The organism is Streptomyces rectiviolaceus (genome assembly GCF_039533825.1).
In the GTDB taxonomy this organism is placed as follows: Bacteria; Actinomycetota; Actinomycetes; order Streptomycetales; family Streptomycetaceae; genus Streptomyces; species Streptomyces rectiviolaceus.
The window spans coordinates 1-5,523 of the sequence record NZ_BAAAUG010000255.1 but is presented as its reverse complement, the minus strand read 5'-3'; the positions used below and the strand labels follow the sequence as shown (position 1 = coordinate 5,523).

Genomic DNA, 5,523 nt, shown 5'->3' with positions numbered 1-5,523 from the left:
TGCAATACGCAACCCCCTCTTGTCAGCTTGGCGACCCTGTAGCGGGCGATTCGCGGCTTATCTCCGTCCCTCTGGGTGACGTTGAGGACACTGAACCCACCCACGACACACACGCCCCGCCCCCTGAAATCGAACACGCTCACGATTACAGTGCTGATCAAGTCGCTCCCGTGCGCGGCTCCGCCCAGGAGGTGGAGTGCACTGCCTCGCGCCGGAGCGGCCCGCGTCGGTGGCTTCGCGCGGTGGAGTGGCTGATCGCAGCCGGCCACCATCCCCGGGCGAACGCCACCACGCTCGCCGTGGCCCGCGACCTGGGTGCGCGCATGGACTTCGACACCGGGCACGTCCGGTACTGCCTGGACGAGACCGCGGCCCGGCTCGGCGTGTCCCGCGCGACCGTGAAGCGGCACGTCGCCGTGCTGCGGGAGCTGGGTGCACTGGCGTGGGTGGTGCACGGCACGAAGACCAACATCCGCCGCCTTCTCGGCCTGGGCGGGTACGCGGGCACCGCGACCATCTACGCGGCGGTCATCCCGCCCGTCTACGACCACGCGATGGGCCACACCATCGTCGGCTCCGGGTACGGCGCACGGACCGTCATCGACCAGCGCGGGCAGGCCCCGAAGGCTGTGGACAACTCCCCTGTGGACAACCCCAGTTCTGGATCATGTGCGCCCCCTTCCCTGACCGTGGTTGAGGAAGAGAGTCAGGTTCAGATGGTGGGTGGTTTTAACAACACCCCGCGCGAGCGCGCGAGCCGTCGAACCGCCCCACTCCCCCACCAGACCACCAGCAGCAACAGCCAAGGCCAGGACGGGCACACCCGCCGTACCCCGCAGCAGGCCGCCCGGGAGATCCGCGAGACGCAGCTGGTGCGGGCGATGGTGAACTGGACGCAGGGCGAGAGGGTCCGACGCTTGGCGTTCGTGCTGCGGCCATTCTTCGACCGCGGCCTGAACGCCCCGGACATCGCCGCCGAGCTCCACGGCCTGTGTCTCCGCGGCAAGCCGAAGCAGCCCGCCACGTTCATCCAGGCCCGCATCGCCCGCCAGGCCGAGCGGGATGCCGCCCGGAAGTACGACCTCGAGCACGCGGTCGCCCCCACCGACAGCCCGGCGTGGCAGGCCTACCAGAACAACCAGCACAGCCTCACCGCCCTGGTCGCCGACGACTCCGCCCGCACCGACGAAGACCGCCGACGCGCCCGCCTCTACGCCTGGGACCAGTGGGAGGACGTCGCCGACCACTACGACGAAGACCCCGACGACGCCCTCGACCTGTACGGCACCAAGCTCTGCTCGTACGCCGTCGGCAAGGCCGCTCGAGCGCAGGAGGCGTACGCCCGTGTCTGACTCCCCCACCGGCTCCGGCCTCGACCTCGCCCGCCAGGCCCTCGCCGCGTACCAGGCGACCGCGAAGACGGCCCCCGCACCGAAGGCTGCCCGACGCTCCCAGCGCACCGTGCGCGGTGGCGAGCGCCGCGACCCTGTCTCTCTCGGCTCCGCCCTCACCCGGGTGTCCTCCGAACAAGGCTGGCAGGTGAGCCTCGGAGGCGGCGACATCCTCGACCGGTGGGCCACCCTGTGCCCGCAGTACGCCGACACCGTCCGCCCCGACAGCTTCGACGCCGAACGCGGCGCCCTCGTCCTGCGGCCCGACTCCTACGCCACTGCCACAGCACTGCGCCTCTTCGGCGGACAGCTCGCCAAGCAGATCAACGACAAGCTCGGCCGCAACCTGGTGGCGCGCATCCGGATCCTGCCCATCGGCTCCCCCGCCACCAGCTCCGCCCAACCCGCCCACACCCAGCCCGATCCGGCCACACCCACAACACCGCCGCCCCCGACGCGGAGGACTCCACCACCTCCTGGATACCTCCAGGCCGTCCAAGCCGTACAGGAGAACCGCCCCAGCAACCCGGCGCGCGATCCGCTCCAGCAGGCGGCAGCGGACCGGCAGACAGCAGTCCTATCCGCCCCGGGCAACCGCGAACCCGCAGGGTGCTTCACTGATGCCGTCGCCGAACTCGAGCGCCTCACCCCGCCCGACGTGGACGCGACCGAACAGAGCAGGCAGGCCGCCATCATCCGTAAGTACGCTGGCGACCAACCCGTCCGCCGTGCCCTCGACATCGCCTGAGGAGGACCCGTGCCCGAACTGGCTCTCATCGGCCTCACCGGCTCGCGCGTCTGGCCTGACCCGCGGCTCCTGGAGGACACGCTGCTGGACGTGTGGCATGACGCCCTACAGATCGGATACGACGGCATCGAGCTCATCCAGGGCACCGCAGAAGGCGCCGACACCATCGGCGACCAGTGGGCTCGCCACAACGGCATACCCGTCGTCCCCGAGCCCGCCGACTGGGAAGGACCCTGTAGTCCGGAGTGCAAGCCCGGCCACCGACGAACCCGCGGCGTCGGTACCTACTGTCCGCAGGCCGGCCACCGCCGCAACCAGCTCATCGTCGATCGCCGCCCGCTCCTCCTGGTCGCCGCCGCTGTCCGCTGCACTCTGCCGAAGTGCCGCACCGCCAAGCCGCACGATTCCCACGGCACCGCCGACTGCATGCGCCGCGCGGCGGCTGCCGGGATCCCCATCCGCCGCATCACCGCCTGAAGGAGAACCCCTTGCCCCACAACCCCGAGCAGGCCGCCACCGCCGACCAGCGGCCCGAACCGCCGCAGTACGCAGGCCTGTTCCAGGAGCCGCAGTACCGCAAGGGGCTGGTCTACGACGACGGCGAGGACGAGGCGTAGGGCGCTGGATCCGGTTTACCGCGGTAAACCGGATCGAGCGGACCAGCTCCGGAGGCGTTGCGAGGACGGGCGGTTTACCGCGGTAAACCAGCGGGCCTGACGAGCTGGTGTCTCATGTGGGTGAAATGCCGGTGTCGCTGCGCAGGCCACAGTAGACGTCTGGAAAGATGCCCCGTGCCCGAAGTACCGGAACCCACGGGAAGCATACGGAGCATCAGATGACTGCTGCTGTCTACGTCGTGTCCATCGACCCCCAGGCCTCCACCGTCTGGTGGGCGAACAGGATCGACGACTTGCCTTTCGACTTCTCTCAGGAGCACGAGACTCCTGAGAACCTGAAGGCCCTGGAAACCCTGAAGGATCAAGGCGCCAAGGTCCACGTCGTCGCCAACCAGAAGGGCGGCGTCGGCAAGACCACTGCCACCCTGAACCTGGGCGCGGTCGCCGCGCACGTCCTCGCCGGCGCCGACACCGTCATGCACGTCTTCATCGACACCCCCGGCAGCCTTCAGGACGAGAACCTCCTTCTCGAGGCGCTGAAGTACGCGGACGACGTCATCGTGCCGATGCCGCCCGAAGGCCTCGCCTTCGACCCCACCGCCCGCACCATCGAAATGGTCATCAAGCCGTCCGGGCTGCCCTACAAGGTCGTCATCAACAACTGGGACCCGCGCGACGGCACAGCGGACCTCGAGGACACCAAGGCCTACATCGAAGCTCAGGGCTGGCCGCGCACCAAGACCGTCATCCGCCGCTACAAGGTCCACACCCGCGCATCGGTGGAGGGCAAGGTCGTCACGCAGTACGCCAAGAACCGGGTCGCGATGGAAGCCCGCGAGGACTTCTTCAGCCTCGCCCTCGAGCTCGGGTACGGGGGGCGTTCCTGATGGCCGGACGCCGCACCAGCCTCGCCTCACTCGCCGGCGGCAAGGTCGACGCCGTCCCCGGGAAGAGCGATCCGTTGCTCCTGACCGTGGCGCTGGACAAGCTGCACTGCACCCGGTTCAACCCGCGCCGGAACTTCGGCACCGACGAGGAACTGACAGAGTTCGGGCACAAGCTCGAGCAGGAGCAGCTGCAGCCCGCCGTCGTCGTCTCCAAGGGCGCCTACCTCGCGCTGTGGCCCGACGAGGCGGACAGCGTCGGCGACGCCTCGTACGTCATCGCCAACGGCGAACGCCGCTACCGCGCTTCCCGGATGGTGGGCCGCGACGCCCTGGAAGTCGTCCACCGGGAAGACGTCGCCAAGTCCCGGGCCGCGTTCCTCGATGCGGTGCAGTCCGAGAACAACGACCGCAAGGACCTTGACCCGATCGAGCGGGCCATCGCCATCGACACGATGGTCGCCGAGCTCGGCGGCGCCGACCAGGTGGCCGCCTACTACGGGAAGACGAAGGGCTGGGTCAGCCAGCAGCGCAAGCTCCTGAAGCTGACCGACGACTTGCAGGCGCTCATCAGCTCGGGGGAGATGTCCGTCCGGGTCGGCCGGGACATCGCCGGGTTGCCGGCGGAGCAGCAGATGGGGGCGTGGCGGCAGGAACTGGACCGGCGGATCGAGGCCAAGGAGCAGCCACGCACCCCCAGGAGGCAGCCTGAGCGGTTTACCGCGGTAAACCAGCCGCAGGCGCCGTCCCCGGACGCCGTAGGGATGGAGGAGGGTGCCTTGCCCGCACCGGAGCGGTTTACCGCGGTAAACCAGAACGGGCGGCCGGATCTGGAGACAGTGGGGCAGCCTTCCGGCGGCCCACCGGACCCCGACCGGTTTACCGCGGTAAACCGGGACCGGACTCAAGGCGGGCAGCCCACGGCGCCTGAGGGCGATGCGCCGCAGGTGCGGGAGCCGCTGCCCGACCTGGTGGGCATCGTGTCCATGCCGTTCGGGAAGCCCGAACTTGTCAAGCGTGTCCTTGAGGACCACATGACGCCGGACAACCTGGCGCTGCTGCGCAAGCTGCTCGACACCGGCAGCTGACCCCTCCGCACGATCACGGCCTCGTCCTCCCGCCGCATGGTGGGGGAGCGGGGCCTGTTGCATGCACGATCGATTTCGGTCGGATATAGGCGCCTTGCCGGGGTTTTACGGTCACTCGACCGGGTGACCTCCCGGCAAATAGCTTCCCCATGCATATGCCGGTGAGTTGTGTGGGACCCGCCGTGTCTTCCTCCGGGAGGGCCCGGCCGGGGTGTCGGGTCCTCCGCTGGAGTTCGCAGCCCGGCACCCCGCCCCCACCCCACACCCGGTGTGCAACACGTCTACCTGCGTGGGGAGTTCCGCGGCTAGACTGCCGTCATCTGACGGGCATGCGCCTGTGAGGTCTCAAGGCCCCCGGCGGGGCGGGCGGTGTGTTGTCGGCTAACTCCGCACCCCAGCCCCCGCGGGGGCTTCCTCATACCTCACCGCCACCGCCCGGTCACGCACAGGCCGGAACTGTACCCACGGGCGGGTCTTTACGAGTCCAGAACCCAGCACACCCTTACTACCGCCTGCGTATTGGTGTCACAGTGGCATCCCCCGTCCTTGGACTGGCAGCTGAGAGGTGGGGGCAGGGCCCGGAACGGAGTGCCGGGCATTCGAGGACCTTCCCAGACTGCCGGAGGAGCGGAGACGCCCCATGTCCGCAGCAGAACCCGCCGGACCCGTGGCCGGGCCGCCGGCCGCCGCCGTCATCCACCTCAACCGCAAGCGCCGCCGACGAGGGGATGCGGCCGCCACCATGCTCGAGCCGACCCGCGAACAGCAGCTCGCAGAGACCATCGAGTCGTACTT

6 protein-coding genes are annotated in these 5,523 nt (G+C 69.4%); all 6 read left to right on the top strand.

The genetic code is table 11. The features are described from left to right. Window positions 1–242: 242 nt before the first annotated feature. The 6 genes from ABD378_RS43555 (at window position 243) to ABD378_RS43530 (ending at window position 4,728) form a co-directional block, all read left to right on the top strand. Complete coding sequence (locus ABD378_RS43555) at window positions 243–1,352, top strand: cell wall protein (protein ID WP_344530986.1); 1,110 nt, start codon at window positions 243–245, stop codon at window positions 1,350–1,352. Beyond that, a complete protein-coding gene (locus ABD378_RS43550) occupies window positions 1,345–2,139 on the top strand; it encodes a DciA family protein (protein ID WP_344530984.1) in 795 nt (264 codons plus the stop codon). The genes ABD378_RS43555 and ABD378_RS43550 overlap by 8 nt, the downstream gene beginning before the upstream one ends. Before the next feature lie 9 nt (window positions 2,140–2,148). Next, window positions 2,149–2,616 carry a DUF2493 domain-containing protein gene (locus ABD378_RS43545; RefSeq protein ID WP_344530982.1) on the top strand — a complete coding sequence of 156 codons (468 nt, stop codon included), beginning with the start codon at window positions 2,149–2,151 and terminating at the stop codon, window positions 2,614–2,616. 11 nt (window positions 2,617–2,627) lie between these two features. Next, the gene (locus ABD378_RS43540; RefSeq protein WP_344530980.1) at window positions 2,628–2,756 is read left to right on the top strand and encodes a hypothetical protein; all 129 of its coding nucleotides are present in this window, start codon (window positions 2,628–2,630) and stop codon (window positions 2,754–2,756) included. A gap of 218 nt (window positions 2,757–2,974) precedes the next feature. After that, entirely contained in the window at window positions 2,975–3,643 is a 669-nt protein-coding gene (locus ABD378_RS43535; RefSeq protein WP_386547080.1) for a ParA family protein, read from the top strand. Further along, a complete protein-coding gene (locus ABD378_RS43530) occupies window positions 3,643–4,728 on the top strand; it encodes a ParB/RepB/Spo0J family partition protein (protein ID WP_344530978.1) in 1,086 nt (361 codons plus the stop codon). Before ABD378_RS43535 ends, ABD378_RS43530 begins: the two co-directional genes overlap by 1 nt. Window positions 4,729–5,523: the final 795 nt, after the last annotated feature.

Excerpts from the sequence above, each read along its gene's own strand:
- ABD378_RS43535 (WP_386547080.1), top strand. The coding sequence starts at position 2,975 with ATGACTGCTGCTGTCTACGTCGTGTCCATCGACCCCCAGGCCTCCACC.
- ABD378_RS43530 (WP_344530978.1), top strand. The coding sequence starts at position 3,643 with ATGGCCGGACGCCGCACCAGCCTCGCCTCACTCGCCGGCGGCAAGGTC.